Below are 23,838 nucleotides of genomic sequence, written 5' to 3'. Positions count from 1 at the left end.
AGTTCCGGGGGTTCCAATTTTCGCCGGATTGTTCTGTTAATTGATGCATGCCCCACGGACTGGTCCATCATGATGACGAACTGCCGCGCGGCGAGCGGTTCGTGCCGCTGCTTTTGGCGCATCAGCAGCGGATCTATGGGCTGATTCTGTCGCTGGTGCCCGACTGGAACGATGCGGACGATCTGATGCAGCAGGCGACGACGGTCATGTGGCGGAAGTTCGATGCATTTGAACCGGGCACGGACTTCGCGGCATGGGCGATGGCGATCGCGCGGTTTGAGGTGATGGACTTCCGCAAACGCAAGGCGATCAGCAAACTCAAGTTCAACAACGAAGCGGTCGCGCAGATCGCGGACCGGATGAGCCACGTCGATCCGTCGGCGGACGATCGGAAGGCGGCGCTGCGGTCGTGTCTGGCGAAGCTTCCGCCGCGCGATCAGCAGCTTGTGCGCTTGCGCTACGAAGCGGGGGCGACGACGCAGTCGGTCGCCGAGGCGGTGCATCGTTCGACCGACGCGGTGTACAAGGCGCTCAATCGCATCCGGGGCCAGCTTTTGTTGTGCATCCGCACGACGCTCTCGCAGGGGGAGACGCGATGAATCTTCACCGCGAGATGGACGATCTGCTCGGCGCACTGCACGACGGCGTATTGACCGATGCGCAGGCGGATCGGCTCAGTGATCTGATCAACCGCGATGACGAAGCGCGGGCGTATTACTGCCGGTTCATCGGCCTCGTCACTCAGCTTCGGCACTACAAGCTTAAGGCGGACGGATTCGTGCCTCAGGCCGGCGACGATCCGGCGGCGCTGGACCACTTCGACGACGAAGGCGACGACGCGGCGGCGATCATCACGGTGCGGCGGGGTTTTTCGTGGCGATGGGTCAGCTATGGCGCAGCGGCGGCGATCCTGCTCGCGGCGGCGCTGGTCATCGTTTACATGACATCGATGCACGGCGGATCGCACGACGGCCCGTCGCGCCACGCCTACGCCATTTTGTCGGATGTTTCGAGCGATGCGCAGTTCGCGGACGGCGCGGCCCCGGCGGAATTGGGCGGCGACCTGCCCAAAGACGCCATCGCGCTGACGGCGGGGACGGCGCAGGTCATGTTCGAGTCGACGGCGGTGGTTGACCTTGTCGGACCCTGCGTGTTTGAGCTGACCGGCAACAACGAAGGCAGACTCACGCGCGGATCGATGAGCGCCTATGTGCGCGACCGGGCGCACGGGTTCACTGTCACGACGCCGGCGGGGCTGCGCGTGACGGACCTGGGCACGCGGTTCAACCTGAATGTCGAAGCGAGCGGGGATGCGCGGCTTGCGGTGCTCGAAGGCGCGGTGCGCATGGACGCCATCGCCGCCATCGCCGGCGCGGAGACCGGCGACCGCAATGCGGAACTTCACGCCGGACAGATCGGCTACTTCGACGCGGCGCGCCGGCTGGTGCTCATCGGAACGGAGCGGCCGGTGCTGGCGGAGCGCATGGACAGCGGCACGATCGGACGATGGCTGATCGTCTCGGAGCGTGCGAAGCCCGAGGTGCATGACGACGTGCTGGCGTTCGGACCGATCAACGGCGGGTTTCTGGTCGCCGCCCGCGCATTCGAGCGTCAGTCGCTCAATGTGGGCGAGCGGCTGTCGCTGCATGCGGACCTGCGGCTGACGGCGACGCCGACCGTGACGACCTCCGGCGGACTGCGCTTCGGACTTTACACATTCCCCGACGCATCGAGCATCGACACCGCCGCGGGGTACAACGTGCAGTTGACAACAGGTGGAGCGGGCGGATGGGCCATGCGCGAGATGCCCTCCCCCGTGATTCTCGGCGGCGCGGAAACGCTGGGCGACCACCAGTTGTTCGACTCGGCCGCATTCGCCGGCTTCAGGAACGCCGACTGGCATGCGATCGACATGATGATCGATCGCACGGACGCGGGTGTGATCGTGACGCTGCTCATCGATGGGAGATTCATCGCACAGGCGTCCGATGACGACGGGCGTTCGATCCGGCAATTCGACCATTTCGTCGTCGGCACGGGCAAGACGCCGACAGGCGTGGCGATTCGCAATCTGCTCATCACGCATTCGACTCTGCCGCCGCCGCAATCGCGCTGATTGCATGGCGATCACCGGTTCGCTTTTCCGTTTCAACTGCTCACAAGGAGATTGGACATGACTTATCGAAAGACCAAAAACCTCGCCGTGCTTACCGCCCTGCTGTCCGCGTCGGCGGCGTGGGGAGCGGCCGCGACCGACCGCACATGGCAGGACAACGCCGGGGCGAACCAGACGCAGTGGCCCAACACTGCCAACTGGGTCGGCTCCAATCCCGCCGACACGTCGACGGAGCAGGCCGTATTCTCCAGTTCGGCGACCGCCAAGACAACCTACATCGATTTCTCCGGCGGACAGTTCACGACGATCGCCAGCGTGCGGTTCAACTCCAGCGGCTGGACCATCAACCAGCAGAACGCCACGCTCAGCAGCTTGACGCTCGTCGGCTACAACCCCGGCACCGACAACACCATCATCTTCAACGCCGCGACCAGCGGCTCCAATACGATCGGCGCCAAGATCGTCCTCGGCGTCAACAACGCCATCATCAACGTCGCCGGCGGAGGCACGCAGAACATCGGCGGCGTCATCGACGACGGCGTCAACGCCTACACACTCATCAAAAACGGCGACGGAACGCTCGGCCTCACCGCCGTCAACACCTACAACGGCGGCACCAACGTCAACGCCGGCATCGTCAACGTCTCCGGCAACCAGTCCGCCTCAGACGGCGGATGGGCCATCGACCCCAACAACGGCGGGACGACGGTGACGAGCACGGTGAACTTCAACGCCGGATCGACCATCGCCGTCGCCTCCGGCAAGAGCATCATCCTCGGCGGCACCAGCGGTCACTTCGGCGCACGAACGCTCAACTCCAGCGGCACCGTCAACAATGACGGCACACTGACCGTCCGACGTTCCAGCACTGTCAACGTCAACGCCGGCACATGGACTCAGAACGGCGCGGCCACCGTCGCCACGCAGGGCGGCGGCCTGGCGACACTCAACATCAACACCGGCGGATCGCTCGTCTACGGCTCGGCCACCAATTTCCGCATCGACACCAGCACCTCGATCAACATCAACAGCGTCGTGAACGTCAACGGCGGCACGCTGACCACCGGCGTCAAGTTCCATAACGGCACCTCGACGCCCACCTCGGGCAACGCCGCTCAGGTGATCCTCACCAACGGCGGCACGCTCAAGCTCTCGGCGAGCGTCGCCGATCTTGCCACCACCGCCGGCGCGAATTTCGACTTCCTCGTGGGTCAGACCGGCACCGGAGGCATCGTCAACACCAACGGCTTCGACACCACGCTCAATCGCTCAATCATCAACCTCACGGGCGAAACCGGCAAACTCACGAAAACCGGCGCTGGAACGCTCACCCTCGCCGCCGCCAACTCCTACACCGGCGACACCACCGTCTCCGCTGGTACGCTCCTCGTCAACGGCTCAACCACCACCAGCACGTTCAACGTCAACAACACCGCCACCCTCGGCGGCACCGGCACGATCGGCGGCACCGTCAACATCGGCGCCAATGCGACTCTCGCTCCCGGCGCGTCCATCGAATCGCTCGACGTCAACGCCGCGACGATCAACGGCAAGCTCGCCATCCAAATCAATGACGCCGACGCCAACATCATCGACCTGCTCAACGTCACCAACAATCTCAACATCACGAGCGCCACCGTCGATTTCGACGTCACCGGCGGATTGACGCAGAGCGCGTACATCTTCGCGACCTACGGCTCGCTGACCGGCACGCAGTTCGCCAACGTCATCGACCTGCCGACCGGCTACGTCATCAAGTACGCCTTCAACGGCAACAACATCGCGCTCGTATCGGTGCCGACGCCCGCCGCCCTGCCGGCGGGATTGGCGGTGATCGGATTTTTGACCATGCGTCGACGCCTATGAAAAACAAACACGGACATGGCGCGTTCACGTTGATTGAACTGCTCGTCGTCGTCGCGATCATCGCGCTGTTGATGGCGATCCTGCTGCCGGCGATGAGCAAGGCGCGGGCGGTTGCGAAGATGGTCGCCTGCGAAGCCAATTACCACACGAAGGTGCAGGCGTTCGTCATCTACGCGCAGGACAACAAGCGCGAGCTGCCGGTGTTCGGGATCAAAGGCAACGGCGGGACGTGCGTGTACCTGACGACGACGGTGATTCCGTGGGCGTTGACGCGCTACGGACTGGTCACCAACAACCTCAAGGATACGAACGACTGGTCGGGCTACTACACGAACTACAAGGACGTCGCCAAGTCGGCGTGGCAGTGCCCGGCGGTCGAGCACACGCTTATGTTCTACGACACCGGCTCGGGCACGGCGGCTTTCAATGTGTATCCCGCGACGAATGTGCTCACGGCACTGAAGGGTCAGCCGTGGTTTTTGGGTCAGCGGTCGGTGGCGAATCTCAATGATCGGGCCGGCGTGCTGATGGCCGAGACGGTCCGCACGGATACGGCGGGCAAGCTGATCCTGCCCACGACGCATCCCAACGAGCTGGTCGTGCACGGGTTTTCCGACGGTTCCGTGCAGGCGCTGGACGCCAAGGTGTTCAGCTACGCGGCGGGCGTGCTCAAGCCCGAGTACACGCCCTGGAACAGCGGGCCGGCGGGCTGGTGGTGGTTCTGGCGGGAGTCGCTGTAATGAATGGCGCATTCAAACTCGCACGGTGCACGAAGGAGTCCGTCATGCGTCGTCGCGGATTTACGCTGATTGAACTGATGGTGGTGCTGAGCATCATCGCCGTGCTGCTGGCGATTCTGATGCCGTCGATGGAACGGGCGCGGTCGGTGGCGCGCATGAGTGTGTGCGAGGCGAATTATCACACGAAGGTGCAGGCGTTTCTGAGCTACGCCGCGGACCGCTTCGGACAGCTTCCGGTGTTCACGTATGACGGAAGCTCGAGCCCGTATTTGACGCACGACTATACGCCCAAGGCCCTGATCAGCTACGGCCTGAAGACCAACGACTACAACGATCCGAATCAGCTTTCGGGCTACTACGCGAATTATCAGGGGGTGTCGGACTCGGCGTGGATGTGCCCGTCGGTGCGTTATGTGATGATGTTCTACAAGACGCTGCCGACCGATCCCTTGAGTTTCAATTCATACCCGGCGACGAATGTCCTCACCGGGCTCAAGGGCAATGCGCTGTTCATGGGCAAAGTGTCGCTGAGCAAATTGTCCGACGGCAACGGCGCGATCATGTGCGAAACCGTCCGCAGCGACGCGGCGGGCAATCCCGCGATGCCGACGGCTCACCCCGACGACCGCGCGGTCCACGGGTTCGCCGACGGCTCGGTCGAGGCGAAGGACGCCAAAACGTACAGCTACTACGGCACCGGGGCGCCGGCGGCGCGCATGAACGTCTGGAACAACGGGGCGGCGTACTGGTGGTGGTTCTGGTACGAGACGGCCAATTGAAGCGACGCACCGCCGCCGGTCGGGGGGATCGGCCCCATGCTGGACCGGATGGCGGGCGCAAGTCGTGATCCAGCCCGTCCATTCAACAAAATTTGAATCTTTCGGGCTGGACTCTGTACAGAATCGGCCTCGCCGCGTCATAGGCCCATAGCGAGGCCCCATCAAACGCCCAATCCGGCGGGCGGCGGTTGATCATCGCGGGTCTTGGGACGCGGCGCGGTCGCCGTTCGGGCAATTCGCGAGGGCCGGACCATGCAAAAAAAGGCGTTTACGCTCATCGAGCTTCTGGTGGTGATCACCATTCTGGTGACGCTATTGGCGATTCTGCGGCCGTCGATCCGCCGGTCGGTCGACGCGGCGCGCGTGGTGAGCTGCGCATCGCGCATGCGGCAGGTGCAGCTTGCATGGATCGCGTTCATGCCCGACCACGGCAACGTCATTCCGCGCGGCCAGCCCGGCGGCACGGCCGGTTCGCCCAATGAATATTTCGTCGCCGACGGCAACACGTATTCGTCGATCGCCTACGGATCGCTGTATCCCTACGTCGGCCAGCGCACGCTCACGGAGCTGAACGCGATGAGCGTGACGCAGCGCGAGCAGGTGCTTTCGACGGACCCGGGGACGACGGTGTTCAAGTGTCCGGCCGACCCGAATCCGAATCTGCGGACATGGTCGATCGTCGGGCCGATGCGCGGCGAAGGGTACACGTCGACCTCGCAGATGGGCACGGATCGCTTCACCTCGATTCTCAATCACGCCATGCAGGCGGTGCTGGTGGAGGAGCAGGACTATCGCTCGGCGTACAACGTCGGCTCGTGGCTCATGCCCGTGACGGAGACGAGCAAGTGGCACTGGACCGACTACACCGCGCCGTTCCACGACAACAAGACGTCGCAGAACATGGGCTTCGCCGACGGGCACATCGAGCTTTGGCAATGGGTCGACGACACGACACTCGACGCGGCGCACGAGAGCGAGCTTTACGTCGGCAAGGGCGACACCGCCGCGCACAACCCGCCGTTCTTCGCGGTGTCCTACGAGCATGGGATCGACTGGAAGCGGATGCGCGTGGCGTACCGGCAACTCAACAGCACCGACGACAATTCGATCATCTATTACCGCAACGCCGACGCGATTCAGTGAGCCGCCCGCTCATCGCTGATAGATCGGCAGGTAGTGATACTTGACGGCCAGCGCGAGCAGACTCATCGACGTGCAGTATACTCGGCCGGCGCCGCGCTCCGTGTCGTGCGACGACTCCCACCATCCTTCGGAGTTTTGCTTTTCAAGGAGCATCTGCTCGACGGTCTGCCGGGCGGTGCGGGCGTAATCGCCGCCGCGCTGGTACATGCCCTGCGCGTAGTAGTAGGTTCCATAGAGCAGCCATTCGACGCCCCAGTGCGGGGGATTGTCCATGAGCCAGTCGGATGAGCCGGTCACTTCCGGCGCTTCATACTGCCCGCAGACGCACATGGCCAAAAGGCCCGCCGCGGTCGTGGCGAATCCGTGCCGACCGCCCGGCTCGTAGGAGAAGCCGCTCTTGGTCGCCAGCGGTTTGCCCCGCTTGTCGCGCTGCTCGGAGTAGTACGACCGCTTGAGATACTCGACGGCGTCGGCGATGGCGGTCGCGGGCACATCGAGCCCGGCGTTCTTGGCGGCGCGCAGCGCCATGACCTGCCACACCGTCACCGACAAATCCGAGTCGCCCGAGTCGGGACTGTAGCGCCACCCGCCGTCGTACCGCGCATCCTTGTGCACCTTCTGCGAGCGGAGGATGAGGTCGATGGCCTTCTGGCAATGGTCGCGAATCTTTTTGTCCTGATCATCATCGACGCCCTGCCCGATCATTTCCGCGAGCATCAGCGTGCAGATGCCGTGCCCATACATGCGCGATCCGTCGCGCCCGCCATAGTAACCCTTGTCGTCCTGCTGTGAGTCGCGGAGGATGAAGGCGAGGGCTTTAGCCATCGCTTCGCCCTCGGGCGTCGGGTCGGTGGGCTGATGCCCGACGGCGGCCATGGCCATGATCGCCAGCGCGGTCATGGCGTTTTCATTGCGCTTGCCGCCGTCGCTGATCCAGCCCTCTTCCTTGTTCTGCTGGCTCAGGAGATATTCGATCGCCTTGTCGACGGCGTGATCGGTCTTGTCATGCGCGAAGGGGCGGGTCAGATCGCTCGACGGCTCGGACGCGGGAGCGGGCTTGGCGTCGGCGGCAAGGAGCCGGCCGGTTGAGAGCGGCAGACTCATGAGGGCGATGATCGTGATGAGCGATAGCGTGCGTTGCATCATTTGCCCTTGTTCTGACGAGCGCGTTCGGCGATGACGCGGAAGTAGGTTTCGACCATGTTGCGATATTCGCCGCCGACCGCTTCGCGCCGGCCTTCCATCAGGTCCTTGGCGAGCTGCGGCGGGAGCTTGCCCCAGTCCGCATCGGTCATCGCCTTGACGGCCGCGAGGTCCTGATAGGGAATGTCGCCGGCGTTGGTCGTGGCGCCGCCGATCGATTCTTCAACGAAGCCCTGCGAGAGCGGATTTTCGCCGGGGACCATGCCCTTCTGCCGCGACGCCGCCATGGCCGCCGCCTGCGCCGCCGCCGCCTGAGCCAGCGCGTCGGAGGCGGACTGGCCCTGCGCGGACTGCGATGACTGGCCGGGCTGACCGGGCTGCGACTGCCCGTTGGGCTGGCCTTGGCCCTGGGCCTGCTGACCGGGCTGGCCCTGCTGCTGAGCGGCCTGAGCGAGCGAGTCGGACGCTTGCGAGCCGGGCTGGGCCTGATTGGACTGCGGGTTGAACACGGCCTGATCCAACTGGTCGAGGGCACGGGCGAGGTACTGAGCGCTCTCGCCACTGAAGGGGGAATGACCGGCGGATTCGGTCGGTGAACCGGACTGGCCGGGCTGGGGCTGACCGGCGGGCTGCTGACCCGCGGGCGACTGTGCGGAGGCCTGCGCGGGCTGGCCGGACTGACCAGCGGGCTGTTGTCCGGAGGCCTGCTGACCGGCGGGCGAACCCTGCTGAGGCGAACCATTGGTCTGTGCCTGCGCTTGGGCGGGCGAGCCCTGCGCCTGAGCGGCGCCGGCGGGTTGACCCTGCGGAGCTTCACCATTGGGCGCAGCATTCGCCTGTGCATTGGCGGCGGCGGGCTGCTGCTGGCCGTTGGCCTGAGCGTTGTTGTTGGTCATCGGGGCCTGACCGGGCTGAGCCCCCGCCGACGGATCGAGCACCTGCCCAACCGCCTCCGCGCCCTGTTCGATCGCCTGCTGCGCCGCCTGCACGGCCGGCTGCGCGTCGGCGGCCTGTCCGGCGTTGGCAAGCTGCTGCTGCGCCTGCGGCACGGCCTGCTGTGCGGCATTGTCGATCTGCTGCGCCGCCTGCTCCAACGCCTGACCGACCGGCTCGTTGTTGAGTCGCATCTCATGCCGCGCCGCGCGGGCCACGTCCTGCCCCGCATCCGCCACCTGCTCGCCGATCGGCGCCTGCTGCTCGGCCGCCTGGGCAAGCTGCTGCGCGTTATTCACCGCTTGCTGATCCAGCGCATTGGCGAGCTGCTCGGCACGCTGGGCAAGCTGCTGCGCCTGATTGGCGGCGGCCTGTGCCTGCTGCTGCGCCTGCTGGGTCGCTTGCGCCTTGGCGATCTTGGGCTGATTCTGCTGCGCGGTTTGGCCGGCCTGATTCGCTGCCTGCTGTGCGGCCTGCGCGGCTTCCCCCGCCTGCTTCTGCGCGTCGGCGAGCTGCGGGGCCTGACCCGACGCCTGCTGCGCCGCTTGGGCCACGTCATTCGCCGCCTGCGCCGCTTCGTTGGCCTTCGCCACCGCTTCATTGGCCTGCTGAGCCGCCTGCTGGGCGGACTGAGCAGCGGCCTGGCCCTGATTCTGCTGCGTCTGCGCCTGCGCGGCGTTGGCGAGATTCTCGGCGTTCTGCGCCGCCTGCTGCGACTGGGCCGCGGCCTGCTGAGCGTGCTGCGCGGACTGTTGGGCATTCTGCGCCTGCGGCGTGTTGGGCTGGGCCTGCGCCACCTGATTGGCCGCGTTCTGCGCGGCCTGCGCCGCCTGCTGGGCCTGCTGCGCCGCTTGCTTGGCCGCCTGCGCCACGGCCTTCGCCGCCTCGCCCGCTTCCTGACCGGCCGACGGCTGCTGCTTGGCGGCCTGAGCGATGTCCGCCGCCGCATCATTCACATCCTGCCCCGCATCATGGGCCGCATCCGCCGCCTGCTGCGCCGCCGCCGCTGCCTGATGCTGCGCGTCCGCAACCTGCGGCGCGTCATGCGCCGCTTCGCCCGCCGCGTCCGCAGACTGCTTGGCCTGCTGCGCCGCCTGCTGGGCATCCGCCACGGCTTCGGCCGCTTTCTGCTGCGCGGCATTCGCCTGCTGCGCCGCCTGTTCGGCGTTGTTCTGCTGCGCCGCCTGCTGCGACTGGTTCGCCAAATTCGTCGCCTCGTTCGCCGCCTGCTGCGCCTTCTGCGCCGATTGCTGCGACTGCTGAGCGGACTGCTGCGCCGCCTGCGCCTGCGGCGTATTCGGTTTGGCCTGCGCCACCTGCTGCGCGGCATTCTGCGACTTGGCCGCCGCCTGCTGGGCGATGTTCGCCGCTTCGCGCGCCGCCTGCGCCGCTTCCTGTGCTGCGCTCGCCGCCTGCTGCGCCGGGGTCATCTGCGCCCGGGCTGCATCCTGCGCCGCTTCCTGAAGCTGCTGCGCCGCTTGTTTGAGCGGCTCGACCTGCGACGCGAGCTGCTTGGAAAGCTGCGCCGCCGACTGATCCGCATTGGCCGGCAACTGATCCGCCGCCTGCTGGGCCTGCTTCTGCGCCTCGGCGAGCGGCTTCTGATCCGTCCCCGCCTGCTGGGCCGCCTGCTGCGCCTGCGGCACCTGCTGCTGCGCGAGCTGCGCCGCCTGCTGCTTGAGTTGCTCAAGCTGCTGCTTGAACGGGTCCTTCTGCTGATCCTGCTGCTTGGCCTGATTCTGAAGCTGGCTGTTCTGCTGCTTCTCGGCATTGGCCGCCTGATTGAGTTCCTGCTTCGCCTGCTCAAGCGTTTCGCGGCTGATCTCGCTCAGCTCGTGCTGCATCGGGCGATTCTGCTTCAGTTCCTGTTCCAGCGCCTTGAGCAGATCCTGCTGATTAAGCTGCGACAATTCCGCCAGCCGCTGCGTCTGCTCATACTGCTCGTTGAGCCCCTGATCGATGCCCAGCTCGCGCTCCTGCGCCCGCAGTTCCGCCCGGCTGTCCGCCACCGACTCGCCCTTCTCGAGTTTCTCAAAATGCTCGGCAAGCTGATCGAGCGTCTTGGCAAGCTTCTCCTGCTGCTGGGCCGCCTCATTGAGCGCGGCCGCCTGCTCTTCCTGCTTGGGCGTCGCCTGCGCCTGTTCGACGGCCTGCTGCGCCTTGTTCGTCGGCTCGCGCACCATCGCCGTCGCATCGTCCGCATCGCGCGCCCGCTCGCGCCCCTGCTCCGTGAATGGATTCTGAAGATTCGCATCCTGACGCAGCGCATCGACCACGTCCGCCACGTCGCTGCGCAGCTGATCCTGCTTCTGCTTCAGTTCCTGCGCATCCTGATGCGCCTTCTCCGGCGTCTTTTCGGGCGCCTGTTTGGCCGCCTCTTCGGTCTTCTTCTCAAGGTTCCGCGCCTTGTCCGCCACATCCTTCATCAGTTCATGCAGATTCGGCGTCAGGGCCTCGACGACCTTCCGCGCTTCGTCTGTCTGCGGACGCAGCAGCGCCAAAACCTGATCGACATCCGCCTTCACAAGCCCGATCGGCTCCGTCACCTTGCGCGATTCGCGATCCTGCTGGCGGCGCTCGTTCATCTCCTGACGGACCTGATTCGCATACGGCTTGCCGCGAATCTGCTGCATGAGATTCACTGCATCCAGATTGCCCTGCGCCTCGCGCACCCAGCGGACTTCCCGGTCGAGCTGATCGTCCGACAGGTCCCAGAGGCGCGGATGCTGCGTGTACGCCATCGCCGTCGTCTGCTTCCACTTCTCCAGTTCGCCCAGATCGCGGACCGTCGTGTCGATCTCCTGCACGCCGCCGACCGCATCGAGCAGCCGGTACGCATCATTGAGCTTGCGCACGTCGTCGATGAGCTTGGCCGCATGCTCCAGATCGTCCTGCGACGAGGTAAATCGCGTCAAAAGCGAATCGATCGCCCGGCCGGCGTTGCCCGTGTCGGCGATATAGCGGCGGTCCGCATCGGGGCGCGACTCTTCGATCCGCGCGCGATCCTTGAGCACTTCGACCGCCAGCGGCCCGCGGCGATTGACCAGTTCGTTGGCCTCCTCCGTCAGCTTCGCCTGCGCGCTGGCCAGCTTCGCCCCGTCATTGAGCTTGCTGACCTCCATGACGTGTTTGGCTTCGTGCAGCACCACTTCCATCTGCTCGCGCACGCGCCACAGCGCCTCGAAGCTCTGCCGCGCATCGTCCTCCGTCTCGTGGCGATAGCGCATCGAACGCGTCATGGCGTCGAACGCATAGGCCCGCATCTCCCGGTGCTGATTGATCAGAAAATCGCGCAGCTCCTTCGCCGGCCCCAGCAGGTTGCGATCGGGCGTCTTGGTCCCGTCGCCGATCGCCGTCTCCATCTTCTTGCGGTAGTCGGCGAATCGGCGGGCCAGTTCCTTTTGCCGATTCGCGTCGCCGCTGTCGAGCCGGTCGCGGTACGCCGTGAACAACTGCTCGAGCCCGCCCATCTGATTCGCCGCCACGCCCTCGCGCCGGCTGACGATCTTCCACGTGACCGGATCGTCCCTGAGCTGATCGGGGTTGTCACCCAAAAGCCGCTGCTGATCACGCACCAGATTCGCCAGATCGTCCGTCGCCACCGCGTACTGCTCGGCCAGCAGCACGTCGACGAAGCGCGACTCCAGATGCGCCGCCAGGTACGCGGTCTGACGAATCTGCTCGAGCGTGCGGCGGACGCTCTTGTCGCGGTCTTCGCGCGACTTGGCCATCTCGGCCATGCCCATGTAATACGCCGCCGTATGTAGCTCGTCGTTCTCCGCCCGGCTGATGACGCGCAGCGCCAGCGCCAGATCGTGCGCATCGGCCCCGCGGCGCATCATCTTCATCGCCTCGCTGACCGTCGCCATCGCCCGCTTGCTTTCCTGCTGCGACTGATCGAGCGCATCGTGCAGGTTCGCCATGTAGACGCTGGCCTGCACGTCGGCGGGGTCGCTCTTGGTGATGCGGTCCGCCGCTTCGTCCGCCGCCTTCTTCTGGGCCGACAGCGCGCCGCGCCACTGCCACATCGCCGCCTCGGCCTTGGCCTTGCCGGTCAACGCCGCCAGCCGATTCGAATCGAAACCGTCCGACGACACCGTGATGTGCAGCGGATCGCTCTCGCCTTCGTTGCCCTTCAGGTCGGTGGCGACGAGCTTCGTGACCACCTTGTCGCCCGCCTTGAGCTTCAGTTCGTAAAGGTCCCACGCCCGGTCGATCGCCGCCTGTTTGCCCGCCTCGCCCGACACGGGAATCTTGATCCACCGCCCGTTGTTGACGCGGATCATCTGATTCACTTCGGTAAGCCCCAGATCATCCTCCGCCTCGCCGCGCAGGCCGACGATTTCATCGGGCGGCAGGAGCAGCGACTGCGTCGGCTGCGTGATCGACACCTGCGGCACCAGATCGGGGTGCGCGATGATCTCGTAGCGCGGGCTGAACTTGTTCTCGAACTGCGTGTTGGCCGCCACGAGGTGCACCTTGTACGTGCCCGACATCGTCATCGGCACCGTCGCCGAAAGCTGCGTGCCGTTGGTGATCGAAAGCGGGACGGTCGTCTGCTTGGCGCCTTCCTCGATGCGCAGTTCGCCCGATGAAATCGGCTGATCGGCCGTCATCTTCAGATCGACCGTCGTGTCGGCGATCGCTTCAAGGTGGCCGTCCTTTTCGGTTTTCGTCTCCGGCTCCATGCGCGTATACGCCGGGTACTTGAACGTCTTGGTGAAGTTCGACACGTACGGGCGCGGGGCGGTGCTGATCGTGTACCGCGCGGTCACGGCGTCGCCGGCCAGCACGCGGTAGCCCATCTTCTCCTCGCCCGCCGTGATGTTCGTGGCGAAACGCCGGCCTTCCTGACGGGTCATCGAAACGCGCTCCGCCGGCTTGCCCTCGCGGGTCAGTTCCAGCGTGACCTTGTCCGCTTCCTCGCCCGCCAGTTCGACCGCCACGCGCACCGGGTCGCCCTGCGGCACGGTGATGTTCAGCGGTGTGGGCTCGAGGATCATCACATGCGTGCGCGACACGCGCGCCAGATTCGCCGCCGGCGCCATCGCCCGCGCGATCAGCACGCCGAAGGGTGAATTGGGCATGAACACCAGTGCCAGACAAATCGCCATCACGATCCCCGCCCCGCGCATCCACCATGTCACCAGATGCCACGGCAACAGCGCCTGCACATTGATGCTCCGCACGCGCTGCGCCACGCTTTGCTGAAGGAGCCCGCGGAATTCGGCCGAGTCGCCCGACGGGTCCGCGTCCTTGCCGCCGAGTTCGACGGCGGAGATGAGGTCCTCGTGCAGCCCCGGCTCGGTCGTCTCCATGAGCCGCGCAAGCTGGCGCTCCGACGGAATGTGCACGATCATGCGGAGGCACGTGATCCACACGGCGATGATGGCCGTCAGGTAGGCCGCGCCGCTGAGCACATAGCGCACCGTGTCCGAAAGTACGAACAGATAGTCGGGGATGGCGATAAGCACCATCGCGCCAAGCAGACTGACGACCCCGGCGCAGAGGCCGCGCAGCAGGATGAGTCGGCGGCGGCGGCGGCCGAAGTCGTGAAGCTTCTGGGTTGTGACCGGATCGAGATGGAAATCGAATGCCACGGTCGGTCTCCTGAATGAGTCTTAAAGCATCCCGGTGCGTTTGCGGAGGAACCATTCCAGCGACAGCAATCCGATAATCGGCACGAACCACCAATAGCTCTGCCACAACGCCGTCTCGGATTCGACGACGCGTCCGGCACTGAGCGGTTCGAGCAGCTTGGGCAGCCGATCCGCCTGCTCTTCACGCAGAAATTCGCCCTCGCCCGCCGTCGACATCTGCTTGAGCAGGTCCTCATTGCAGACGAGCGTCGCCATCTCCCCGACCTCGGCGGGCTCGACGACGAAGCTGGTCTTGGCCTTCATCTGTTCTTCCGGGAACCCGGTCACGCGCACGCTGACCTCGTATTCGCCGGGCCCGAGCTGCGGGGCCTTGCCGCGGAAGATGCCGCCCTGGTTCGGGTCGGCGTCCAGAAGCACGGTGGCGATGACGCGGCCTTCACGCTTGAGCACCGCCTCGGCGGTGGCATGAAGCACCGGCTTGCCGTCCCCGTCGCGCAGACGCACGCGCAGGTCCGGCGACGCCCCCGGCCGATAGCGCGTCCCCCCCGCGTCGATCGACACGAACTGATCGCTGACCGCATACGGCGTCTCCATCGTGTAGGACGCGAGCTGATTCCAGAACCGCGCGTGATACGTGTCCGCCACCTCGTAGCGCCAGCGCCACGATTCATCTTCGCCGAGGTAGATCACCTTCCCCGCCCCGAACCGCCGCTCGACCATGACGGGCTCTTTCTTCTCGCCGATCACCGCTTCGAGCAGCACTTCGCCGGCGCCGGGCGTGACCTGTACCGGCGCGACCCAGTGCGGGGGAGGCAGGGCGTGCCACAACTCGCCGTTCTCCGCCGGGTCGCTCGCCAGCAAGAGCGCCGGCTTCTGCAAGCCCAGTTCCGTCGGCGCCAGCCGCTGCGGCAATTCGCCCTGATGCGACTCGCCGGCGCTCGTCCAGTTGACGGGAATCAGATCACCCAGCGGCGAGGAAAGATACTCGCGCAGATGCCCGCGCTGGCCGTCGAGAATGATCATGCCCCCGCCGCGGTTCTGCACGAACTCGCGCAGCCAGGTCATTTCCTCCTCGCTGAGCATGCCAGGCCGAAGTTCGCCCAGCACGATCAGGTCGTAGGCGAACAGACTCTTGGCGTCTTTGGGGAACATGCCCGGTTCGTCGCCCTGCTTGATCACATCATTTTTCGCGCCCGGCCCGGCAATGATCTCGTTGATCTTCCACCGGCTGTCGCGCTCAAAGAGATTGCGAATGTACCGCGTCTCCCAGCGGGCGCGCCCGTCGATGACGAGCATCTTCCAGTCCTGCGTCGTGGCGGTGAAGTGCATCATCGCCGTGTTGTTGTCCTTGCGGACCTCGCCCTCCAGCGGCGTGATCGACACCTGCATCGCCATCGGCAGACTCAGCACCTTCACATCCCGATCGCCGTCCTTGAGCTTGGCGTCGACGAACTTGTCGATCGGGAAGTCGAAGGGAATCCGCCGCAGCGCGCCGTCCTGCGTGGTGAGCTTCTGCTCCCAGACGGGCTGGCCTTCCTCTTCGATGCGGAGCGTGAATTGCTGACCGGCGGGCATGTGATCGGCGATGATCACTTCGCCGCGCACCCGATCGTCCTTCGACACGCTTTCGGGCGTGAACACCTTCATGATCGCCAAGTCATGCGGCGGATGATCCGCGCCGAGCCCGATCGTAAAGAGCGGAATCTGACGCTGGCCGAGCAATTGGGCGGTATGAATCGGCGACGGGCCGTCGTTGTGCTGACCATCGGTGATGATCACCACGGCGGTGCGCTCCGTGTCCTTGCCGGGCGTGTCCGCGACAGTCGGTGTGCTCTTGACGCCTTCGCGCAGAGCGGTGAGCCGGCTCTTGACGCCGCTGGTCAGGTCGGTCGTCTCGCCCGTCGGCGGCAGGTCCAATGACTGCGGCGCCGGGGCCGCGTCGCCCTGCGTCCAAATGCGATGCGGCTCGCCGCCGGCGATGCCCATCAGCTCCACGTGATGCTTCTCACGCAACTGCGCCAAGAGGCCCTGATGCTCATCAAGCAAGAGCGACTCGACGCGGGCGTAGCGCGACATCGTGTCGAACTTGGCGACCGCCGATTGTGCCGCCCGGCTGCCGGCGTTGAGCACCTCGGCGGCGTAATCTTCGAATCCCCCGCGCAGTCGCTTCTCATAAGTGTCCGTCGCCGCGGCGAGCGTGACAAGCTGCGCCCGCGCTTCGTCCAGCGCCTTCTGATCGTTGAGGGGCTGATTGGCCAGCCGTTCCGCCGGACTGATGACCTCATCGCGGAAGCGTGCGATCATCGACTTGAGGTCGCCGCCGCCGGGATCGGAGCCGACCGGCGAAAGGCGCGACCCGGGGATGGGCCGCTCCATTGTTCCGTCGGGCAGTTGCCATCCGACGGCGGCAAAGTCGTCGCCCGTGCCTTCCTTATGCAGCACTTCGATGTAGTAGGACTTGCCGGCTTCGAGCGTGACGCCCTCGGTGCGGTTGTCGTCGGGCCATTGATCCATCGGCACGTAATTCTTGACCGCTTTGAGGCGTTGTTTGCGCGAGGGGTCGGCCGAGTCGGAGAGCCACAGTTCGGAGTTGTCATCGCTGACGAGCCAGAACGTGTACTTGCCGCTGGTCGGCGGATGGATGTAGCCGCGGATGCGCTGCTCGTAGTTGTCGCCGAGGTTGCGGGGCGTGGCCAGGACGTTGATCGTGTCGACCTTTTCGGGATGATCGAGGCGATCCTTGTGTCGCTCGGTCAGTTCCTCGACTTCGTTGCCGGCGAGGTTCCACCACAATTCGCGCGTGATCGACCCCGTCGGGGCCGGCGGCGCGGCAATCGGGCGGTCCTTCAGTGCGTTCATCGCCCCGCCGGCCGCGCCGACCTGCTTGGCGAATTTCCCGGCGGCTTCCTTGAGCGGCGTGGCGGAGATCACATGACCCTGAAGCGCCGCGACCGTCCGCTGCGCCTCGTCGAGCTGATCCGCCACGTCGGCCATCGCTGTGTCGATCGTGCCCGGCGGGACCCAGCCGCGGCGCTGCGCCAGCAGGAGCTTCCGCCCCGTCGATTCCTGCTGATCGTCCACGCTCATGCTCCTGGACGCGTCGACGAACATGATGACGCGGCCCAGTTCGCCGATCACCTCGCGGTGATGCAGCACCGGGCCGGCGAGCATCAGCACGATCAGAAAGATCGCCAGCGTGCGCAGCGTCGGCAGTCCCCACGCCAGCCAGCGCGACACGCCCGTCCGCGTCTCACGCCGATACACCCACCACGCCAGCGCCGCCGCCGCAATCGCCAAGGGCAGCGCGATCCAGATCGTCAGGTCGCCGACAAAGCGCAGGTCCCGCATTACACCCTGCCTTTCGCGAACAGTTGCTCAAGGAGCATCTCGCCGAACAGAAGCCCGAGCAGTCCGAGCAACATCATTTTCCATATCTCGCGACCGTGCCGCCGCTCGCCGTCGATCTTGGCGTACTCTTCAGACGTGTGAACGACGGTGGCGTTCATATCTTTGGCGATGGCGTCCAGCGACTCGTTGCTGAGCTGCTCGAGCTGCGACTCGCGCCGCGAGGTGTTGACCACGAAGTGAATCGGCCGCTCATTGTCGGCGCTGAGCGTGTAAAGACCGGGGCGGTGCGTATTGTTGAACTCGACGACGACGTGCCCGGCTTTTTCGATGGGTTTGACGCTCGTCTTCACGCCGTCCGGATCCACCATCGAATACGTCACATTCTGTTTCTCCCGCGGCAAAAAGGCGATCAGCGGCTTGCCCGCCTCGACATTCCGCGGCGGCTCCACGCTCGTCGCCAGGTACGTCACCGTCTGCTGCATGAGCGGTAAAAAGAACGGCCGCATCGGCAGATTGCTCCAGTCCGCGTCCGCCGACGTGGCGACTTCGATCACCGATCCCTCGCCGACCTTCTTCTCGGCAAAGAGGGGGTCGCCGTTCTCCAGCCGCGCGATGATCAGCGGCTGCTCCGCGCCCGACGGCGACATCTTGTACCACGAGCGAATCTCGCCGTCCGACAGATTCCCGTTGGCCCGATCGTTGAACATCGAGAGGGCGGGATGCTCGTAATGCTGGGCGACGATGTTGGAGGCCGCGCCCTCGGACTTGCCGCCGATGAGCGCGTCGAGGCGCATCGGCAGCAGCCCGTTGTTCGGGTCGGCCAGCACGCTGTTGTACCAGTTCACGTCGATCTTGTTGCCCGGGAAGATCAGGACGCCGCCGCCGGCGCTGACGAAGGTGCGGATCGCCGCGAGCATGTTGTCGTCGAGCCGGGGGACGTTGGCGAGTACGATGACGCGCTGATCCTTGAGCGATTCGGGCTTGAGCTGATCGTAGCTGACGGTCGTGGTGGCGATCAGGTCGGCGAGCTTGGCTTCGCCGCGCCGGTCCGCCGCCGCGTAGGGCTGCAGCGCGATCTCCAGAAAATCCGTCTCGCCGGCCAGCGGCTGCTTGCTGGGGTCGCCATTGACGAGCAGCACCGGAATCTGACCGAGTACGGAGATCGCCGCCTGATAGACGTTGTCGGCCTTGAGGTCGGGCGCGTCGGCCTGGACTTCGACGACGTGCGAGCCGGGCTCGTCGAACTTGATGGTGAACAGTGCCTGCGCCGTTTCGCCGCCGGCAAGGGCGATCTGCGACGCGCCTTCTTCCTTGCCGTCGGCCCGGAAGTAGACGCGCAGGTTTTCGTAGCTCTTGTCGCCGTAGTTGCGGAGATTGGCACGGACGGTCAGCGTCTGCCCCACGCCGAGCGTCTGACGCGAAAAGTCCAGCGACTCGACGGCGACATTGTCCTTTTCCGCCGAGCCCACGTGCATGAACGTCAGTGTGGCGGGCACATTCATGCCCTTGACCAACTCGGCGAGCCGCTTGCGAGCGGGGGCGTCGACGCCGGCCCAATCGGCTTTCTGGAAATCGCTGACGACGATCAGGTCGCGCTTGGCGTGCGACATGCCGCCGAGGATGCCGGCGGCGGCGCCGACGCCGCTTTCGATTTCCGCGGCGCCGTAACCGGCGTGTTGCAGGCGAAGCTGATCGAGCAGGGCGCGCGTGTCGAAGGCCGGCTTGTCAAAAAGCGGTTCCGGACCCCCGCCCATCATCACCACCGACACATCCGATCCGCGCTTCGTCCGCTCGATCACACGGGCCGACTCGTCGATGGCGACGTCCCAGTTCGTGCGGCTCGTCGCCCCGGCCTGCATGGAATAGCTGTTGTCCAGCAGCACGACCGTCGAGCTGGGCGTATCGCCCGACAGCGCCCGCCAACCGGTCAGTACGGGCCGCGCCATGAGCAGCGCGAGCAGCGCCGGAATCGCGCAGCGGATGAGGAGCAGGATGAGTTGTTCGATCTTGACGCGCTTTTTGTTGACGCGAATGACGGATTCGAGCAGGTGCATCGCGCCCCATTGGACCACCTTGAACCGCGAGCGGTTGAAGAGATGGATGATGAGCGGGATCGAGAACGCCGCCGCGCCGCCGAGCATGATCCAGTTGATGAAGGTCATGCCATTTTCCTCCGCAACGCGAGGAACGAGGCGAGCGCATCGGCGTAGGGCTGGTCCGTCGTCATCGGCACCAGGTCGATGCGATGGCGATAGCAGCCCTTTTTCAGATCTTCACGGAATCGCTCGAGGTTTTCCAGATACGCGCGGCGAAGATGAACCGGGTCGACCATCAACCGGTTCGCCCCGTCTTCGAGCGAATCGAAGCGGGTCCACTGCTTGAAGGGGAAGTCCAGTTCATCGCGGTCGTAGATCTGGAAGATGACGATGTCGTGGTGCTGATGGCGAAAGTGGGCGAGGGCCTTGAGCAAATCCGGCACAGCGCCGAAGCAGTCGGATAGGATCACGAGCAGACCCCGCCGATGGAGCTTGGGCACCAGATCATGAAAGACCTTGGCCAGTTCGGTTTCGCCGCCGGGTTTCGTGGCGGAAAGCTCGTCGAGCATGCCCTTAAGGTGCGCCGGGCGGGCGCGCGGCGGAATGTATTTGCGAATCTGCGTATCGAACGTCACGAGTCCGACGGCGTCCTGCTGCTGAAGGAGCAGGTAGCCGAGCGAGGCGGCGAGACGGACGGCGTAGTCGTGCTTGGAAAGTCCCCCGCTTGTGGAGCCGGTGTAACCCATCGACCCCGAGCAATCCAGAAGGAGGGTGCAGCGTAGATTGGTTTCTTCTTCGTACTCGCGGATGTAGAGTCGATCGCTCTTGCCGTACGCCTTCCAGTCGAGACGGCGAAGCTCGTCGCCGGCGACGTATTGGCGATGCTGCTTGAACTCGACGGAAAAGCCCTTGTGAGGCGAGCGGTGCAGACCGGAGCAGAAGCCCTCGACCACCTGCCGGGCGAGCAGTTGAAGATTGGAGAGCCGCCCCAGATCGTGTCCACTGATGAAGTCGCTGACTTTGGCCATGTGCGTCCCATGTCACGGCGGGCGATCGCCCGCGCATGCACCTTGATGATCCACGCGGCGCGAAGCGCTTTCACGCCGCGCCGAACTCAGATCACGCGCGATTCGACGCCCTTGGGCGTCTCACGCATCAGGCGATTGATGATCGCATCGACGGTGATTCCCTCGGCCTCGGCGTTGAACGTCGGCACGAGACGATGACGCAGCACAGGCAGCGCCACCGCTTCCACATCGTCGAGCGTCACATGGTAGCGGCCCTTGAGCACCGCCCGCACCTTCGCTCCAAGCACCAACTGCTGACACGCACGCGGACCGGGGCCCCAGTCCACCAGCTCGCGGACCCACGGCTTGGTTTCCGGCTCGTTCGGCCGGGCGCTGCGCACCAGGTCCAGCACATAGTCGAGCACATGATCCGGCACCGGCACGCGACGCACCGTCTCCTGACAGGCGATGATCTGCGCCCCGGTCATGACGGGCTTCAAATGCGCTTCGAACCGGCTCGTCGTCCGCTGCACGATCATCCGCTCTTCATCCCGGCTCGGGTAGCTGACGACGACGTGGAACATGAACCGGTCGCGCTGCGCTTCGGGCAGCGGGTAAGTGCCTTCCTGTTCGATGGGGTTCTGCGTCGCGAGGACGAAGAACGGCTCGTCGAGGTGATACGTCTTGCCGCCGATCGTGACGCTGTGCTCCTGCATCGCTTCAAGCAGAGCCGCCTGCGTCTTGGGGGGCGTGCGGTTGATTTCGTCAGCCAGAAGCATCTGGGCGAAGATCGGGCCTTTCTCGAACACGAGCTGACGATGCCCGGTGGTTTTGTCTTCCTGAATGATGTCCGTGCCGGTCACGTCGGCGGGCATCAGGTCGGGCGTGAACTGAATGCGGCGGAACGAGAGGTCCATCGACTCGGCGAGGCAACGGACCATCAACGTCTTGGCCAGCCCCGGCACGCCTTCGAGCAGGCAGTGACCGCGGGCGAGGACCGCGATCAGGAGTTGCTCGATCACTTCATCCTGTCCGACGATGATCTTGGCGAGCTGCTCGCGAATGCTGTTGTACGCATCGACGAGCATCTGAGCGCGCTTGGCGTCATCGGCGGGGATTTCCTGCGCGGGTCCACGTTCATCGGTCATATGCGGGTGCTCCTGTCGTTGGCGGGTAGTCGGCGGGAGGCGGTTTGGAGGGCTCCACTCGGGGAGGTACGCCTGAACGTACCCGGGACCGAATAGAGTTGTCAAACATCATACCGACGTTACCTCCGTGACGCCAGTAAAATACTCGAATTTCTCGGAGCATCAACTCCCCGACAGCATCGAAAAATCGGCGTACCACGCATAGATCGCCATCACGATCAAAACAAGCACGACGCCGACCGGCTTCGCCCCGCCCCACGGCGTCAGATCGACGTCCCCCGAGTAGTTCTGTCGCCACCTTTCCGCCCGCGGGGCGATCGCGCCGATGGCGAGCATCATTACAATCACAAAGACGAACACAAGGCCGAGGAAGTGAAAGCCGTTGATCACCTTGAGCTTCTCGGCGAGCGGCGGAACGAAATAACCGGCGGCGATGATCACACACCCGAGCACCAGCCCGAGCTTCGCGGCGATCGCCGGCACGCGCGGACAGAGCATGCCCACCAGCACGACGGCGAAGATCGGAATGAAGTACAGCCCGTTCATCTTCTGCAGGTAACTGAAAATGCTCTCGGTCTGCATCAACAGCGGCGCGCCGAGCATGGACAGGACAGCGACGATCCACCCGAACCATTTGCCCGACTGCACCACCTGGTGATCGCTCGCGTCGGGTTTGAACATGGGCTTGTAGATGCCGAGACTGAAGAGCGTGGTGGCGCTGTTGAGGGCGGAGTTGTAGGAGCTCAAGATCGCGCCGACGACGACCGCCACGAAGAACCCCGTCAGCGGGACCGGCAGCACATCGCGCACGAGCCGGCCATACGCCTTGACCGGCTCGAACGTCGCGTCACCCTTGTACAGGTGATACGCGATCATGCCCGGCAGGACCAGGTACATCGGTCCCAACAGCTTCAGCGCCCCGCACAGCAAGACGCCCTTCTGACCTTCCTTGAGATTGCGCGCGGCGAACGCACGTTGAATGATCTGCTGATTCGTCGTCCAGTAAAAGAACATCAAGAGCGTCGCGCCGGAAAAAAGCGTCCAGAACGGAATCGTCTGCCCCGGCCCGCCGATCGAATTGAACCGCGCCGCCTCGGCGGTTCGCAGCATGTGATAGCCCTCGATCGCGCCTGCGCCGCTGCCGACGGCGGCGAGGCCGTAGTAAGTGATCATGAACCCGCCGATGAGCAGGCCCACGCCGTTGAGCGTATCGGAGACGGCGACGGTGCGCAGTCCGCCGAAGAGCGCGTAGATGGACCCGATGATGCCGACGATCCAGACGGTGAGCCAGACCACGGTCGTTTCCGACGCGATGCCGGTGAGCTTCTGCATGTCCATCATGCCGTTGAGCCCGCGGGCGCCGGTGTAAAGAATGATGGGCAGGAGAATGGCGGTGTAGGCGATGAGGAAGATGACGGTGGTGATGTCGCGCGTGCCCCGGTCGAAGCGTTCTTCGAGGAACTGCGGCACCGTGGCGATGCCGCTCTTGAGAAAGCGCGGCAGGAAGAACAGCGCCATCGCCACCAGCGCCAGCACGGACACGACTTCCCACGCCATCACGCACAGTCCGTCCTTGTACGCGTCGCCGTTGAGCCCGACGAGCTGTTCGGTGGAGAGATTGGTCAGCAGGAGCGACCCGGCGATGACGACGCCGCCGAGCCGCCGGCCGGCCAGGAAGTAGCCGGTGGACGAGCCGTGGTCGTCTTTGTGGGTCAGCCACCAGGTCAACGCCGCGACGAGACCGGTGAAAAACAAAAACGACGCGATGAGCATGGCGACCCCTTGTGGAACGGGTGAAGGGAGCGTGAACTGGACGACGGGGCCGCCGCATTGCCTCAAACCGCCGGCGGCCGAGCCGTGATGTTAGCCGATGACCCCCGCGGCGAAAACCCCCTACCACTAGGCCGACCCACCCGTTCCAACATGCCTAAACAACGCCCTCATGCCCGATCGAGCCATCGCCTTGCAAATCTGACACA

General features: G+C 64.9%; 13 protein-coding genes. 6 read left to right on the top strand and 7 right to left on the bottom strand.

Features of this window, described 5'->3' with window-relative positions; genetic code table 11:
• Positions 1-47 precede the first annotated feature (47 nt).
• The 6 genes from GC162_17190 to GC162_17165 all read left to right on the top strand — a co-directional run bounded on the left by GC162_17190 (position 48) and on the right by GC162_17165 (position 6,644).
• On the top strand, positions 48-599 hold the full coding sequence (locus GC162_17190; GenBank protein MBI1370373.1) for a sigma-70 family RNA polymerase sigma factor: 552 nt from the start codon (positions 48-50) through the stop codon (positions 597-599).
• Positions 596-2,116, top strand: coding sequence for a hypothetical protein (locus tag GC162_17185; protein MBI1370372.1), 1,521 nt, complete (start codon positions 596-598; stop codon positions 2,114-2,116). The genes GC162_17190 and GC162_17185 overlap by 4 nt, the downstream gene beginning before the upstream one ends.
• 57 nt (positions 2,117-2,173) lie before the next feature.
• Positions 2,174-3,982 carry a hypothetical protein gene (locus GC162_17180; GenBank protein MBI1370371.1) on the top strand — a complete coding sequence of 603 codons (1,809 nt, stop codon included), beginning with the start codon at positions 2,174-2,176 and terminating at the stop codon, positions 3,980-3,982.
• The gene (locus tag GC162_17175) at positions 3,979-4,722 is read left to right on the top strand and encodes a prepilin-type N-terminal cleavage/methylation domain-containing protein (protein MBI1370370.1); all 744 of its coding nucleotides are present in this window, start codon (positions 3,979-3,981) and stop codon (positions 4,720-4,722) included. Before GC162_17180 ends, GC162_17175 begins: the two co-directional genes overlap by 4 nt.
• Positions 4,722-5,501 carry a prepilin-type N-terminal cleavage/methylation domain-containing protein gene (locus GC162_17170; protein ID MBI1370369.1) on the top strand — a complete coding sequence of 260 codons (780 nt, stop codon included), beginning with the start codon at positions 4,722-4,724 and terminating at the stop codon, positions 5,499-5,501. The genes GC162_17175 and GC162_17170 overlap by 1 nt, the downstream gene beginning before the upstream one ends.
• Positions 5,502-5,753: 252 nt before the next feature.
• The gene (locus tag GC162_17165; protein ID MBI1370368.1) at positions 5,754-6,644 is read left to right on the top strand and encodes a DUF1559 domain-containing protein; all 891 of its coding nucleotides are present in this window, start codon (positions 5,754-5,756) and stop codon (positions 6,642-6,644) included.
• A gap of 9 nt (positions 6,645-6,653) precedes the next feature.
• On the opposite strand, the gene GC162_17160 is transcribed toward GC162_17165, so the two are convergent.
• The 7 genes from GC162_17160 to GC162_17130 all read right to left on the bottom strand — a co-directional run bounded on the left by GC162_17160 (position 6,654) and on the right by GC162_17130 (position 23,632).
• Positions 6,654-7,790, bottom strand: coding sequence for a hypothetical protein (locus GC162_17160; GenBank protein MBI1370367.1), 1,137 nt, complete (start codon positions 7,788-7,790; stop codon positions 6,654-6,656).
• Positions 7,787-14,320 carry a hypothetical protein gene (locus GC162_17155; GenBank protein ID MBI1370366.1) on the bottom strand — a complete coding sequence of 2,178 codons (6,534 nt, stop codon included), beginning with the start codon at positions 14,318-14,320 and terminating at the stop codon, positions 7,787-7,789. Before GC162_17155 ends, GC162_17160 begins: the two co-directional genes overlap by 4 nt.
• Positions 14,321-14,341: 21 nt before the next feature.
• On the bottom strand, positions 14,342-17,668 hold the full coding sequence (locus tag GC162_17150) for a VWA domain-containing protein (protein MBI1370365.1): 3,327 nt from the start codon (positions 17,666-17,668) through the stop codon (positions 14,342-14,344).
• Entirely contained in the window at positions 17,668-19,830 is a 2,163-nt protein-coding gene (locus GC162_17145) for a VWA domain-containing protein (protein MBI1370364.1), read from the bottom strand. The genes GC162_17150 and GC162_17145 overlap by 1 nt, the downstream gene beginning before the upstream one ends.
• Entirely contained in the window at positions 19,827-20,732 is a 906-nt protein-coding gene (locus GC162_17140) for a DUF58 domain-containing protein (GenBank protein MBI1370363.1), read from the bottom strand. Before GC162_17140 ends, GC162_17145 begins: the two co-directional genes overlap by 4 nt.
• Before the next feature lie 86 nt (positions 20,733-20,818).
• A complete protein-coding gene (locus GC162_17135; GenBank protein MBI1370362.1) occupies positions 20,819-21,799 on the bottom strand; it encodes an AAA domain-containing protein in 981 nt (326 codons plus the stop codon).
• A 222-nt stretch (positions 21,800-22,021) separates the two neighbouring features.
• Entirely contained in the window at positions 22,022-23,632 is a 1,611-nt protein-coding gene (locus tag GC162_17130; GenBank protein MBI1370361.1) for a solute:sodium symporter family transporter, read from the bottom strand.
• Positions 23,633-23,838 lie beyond the last annotated feature (206 nt).

It is taken from the genome of Planctomycetota bacterium, from assembly GCA_016125255.1.
Classification (GTDB): domain Bacteria; phylum Planctomycetota; class Phycisphaerae; order Phycisphaerales; family Zrk34; genus RI-421.
This window is presented reverse-complemented; position numbering and strand designations above follow the sequence as displayed.